This window comes from Streptomyces corynorhini (assembly GCF_003346515.1).
GTDB classification, from domain to species: Bacteria; Actinomycetota; Actinomycetes; order Streptomycetales; family Streptomycetaceae; genus Streptomyces; species Streptomyces corynorhini.
The window spans coordinates 1-1671 of record NZ_QQNA01000382.1 but is presented as its reverse complement, the minus strand read 5'-3'; the positions used below and the strand labels follow the sequence as shown (position 1 = coordinate 1671).

Genomic DNA, 1671 nt, shown 5'->3' with positions numbered 1-1671 from the left:
CCGGGGGCCGTCAGCCCGCCGCCGATGAACACCGCGTCCGGCACCGGCAGTTCCGCCAGCGCGGCGGGCTGACGGCCCCCGGCCTGCTGGACGCGTGCTGGGAGGCGCTGCCCGTGGGCGGCCGACTGGTGGCCAATACGGTGACGCTGGAGTCCGAGGCGCTGCTGGCCGAGTGGTACCGGCGCCGGGGCGGGGAGTTGGTACGGCTGGCGGTGGCGCACGCGGTGCCGGTGGGCGGGTTCACGGGGTGGCGGCAGGCGATGCCGGTGACGCAGTGGGCGGTGACGAAGGGGCTCTCGCAGCCGCCTTCGGCTACGGCTACGGCGTCGGCTTCGGCGACGGCTTCGACTTCCGCTCGGGCCTCGGCGACGGCTTCGGCTTCGGCTACGGCTACGGAAAGAGCAGGGGAAGAACGATGACGGTGTACTTCATCGGCGCGGGTCCTGGCGCCGCAGACTTGATCACACTGCGCGGCGCGCGGCGGCTGGCGGCGTGCGGGGTCTGCCTGTACGCGGGCAGCCTCGTCCCGCGCGAACTGCTGGCCGAATGCCCCCCGGACGCCCGCCTGATCGACACCGCGCGGATGGATCTGGACGGCATCACGGCGGAGCTGGTGCGAGCGCACGAGGAGGGCCACGACGTCGCCCGCCTCCACTCCGGCGACCCGTCCGTCTTCAGCGCCGTCGCCGAGCAGATGCGGCGGCTGGACGCGGCGGGGGTGCCGTACGAGGTGGTGCCGGGGGTACCGGCGTTCGCGGCGGCAGCTGCCGCCCTCAAGCGGGAGCTGACGGTCCCGACGGTCGGCCAGACGGTGATCCTCACGCGCGTCGCTCAGCAGGCCACCCCGATGCCCCCGGGCGAGGACCTGGCCACGCTCGGCAAGAGCGGCGCGCTGCTGGTCCTGCACCTGGCGGCACGCTACGCGGACCGCGTGGTCGCCGAACTCCTCCCGCACTACGGTCCCGACTGCCCGGCGGCGGTGGTCGCGATGGCCAGCCGCCCGGAGGAACTCGTCCTGCGCGGCACGCTCTCCGACATCGCAGACCGGGTACGGGAGGCGGGCGTGGTCCGCACGGCGGTGATTCTGGTGGGGCGCACGCTGGGGGCGGAGCAGTTCGGCGACAGCCACCTGTACTCGGCGGAGCGGGACCGAGGCGGGGAGGATGGGCATGGCGGTGCTGGTGGCTGCTGAGAGCTGTGGCGTTTTGGGCGCAATGCCGGATTCGGTGAAACTGGCTGAGAAGGGCGAGGGGGACGCGTAGGGTCGCAGGTCAGGCAGTGTGCTCCCCGCGCGTGCGGGGTTGGCCCCTCGTCCGACTTCACCGGATCGGGGACGAAGGGGTGCTCCCCGCGCGTGCGGGGTTGGCCCCGCCTCCGGCTGGACGGCCATAAGGGAGGCATCGTGCTCCCCGCGCGTGCGGGGTTGGCCCCTCGCCCGCACACTCGGGGTGTCGCGGTCCACGGTGCTCCCCGCGCGTGCGGGGTTGGCCCCATCTCCTCGGGTTCGGTCACGCTGGCGGTGGCGTGCTCCCCGCGCGTGCGGGGTTGGCCCCCACGGCCTCAAGCTCCCGCAGCTGCCCGGTGTGTGCTCCCCGCGCGTGCGGGGTTGGCCCCGCGCCGGACGACCAGCGGTACGCGGTGATCGGGTGCTCCCCGCGCGTGCGGGGTTGG

The 1671-nt window shown here is 74.3% G+C and carries 1 protein-coding gene, 1 pseudogene and 1 CRISPR repeat array; the gene and the pseudogene both read left to right on the top strand.

The window, feature by feature from the left end; all coding sequences use genetic code 11:
- Window positions 1–62 precede the first annotated feature (62 nt).
- Window positions 63–419: pseudogene (locus DVH02_RS36630) on the top strand (cobalamin biosynthesis bifunctional protein CbiET); the annotation flags it as partial.
- Entirely contained in the window at window positions 416–1192 is a 777-nt protein-coding gene (cobM, locus tag DVH02_RS32975) for a precorrin-4 C(11)-methyltransferase (RefSeq protein ID WP_114627520.1), read from the top strand. The pseudogene DVH02_RS36630 and the gene cobM, both read left to right, overlap by 4 nt.
- Window positions 1193–1280: 88 nt before the next feature.
- Window positions 1281–1614: a CRISPR direct-repeat array (repeat unit 29 nt; unit sequence GTGCTCCCCGCGCGTGCGGGGTTGGCCCC).
- Window positions 1615–1671 lie beyond the last annotated feature (57 nt).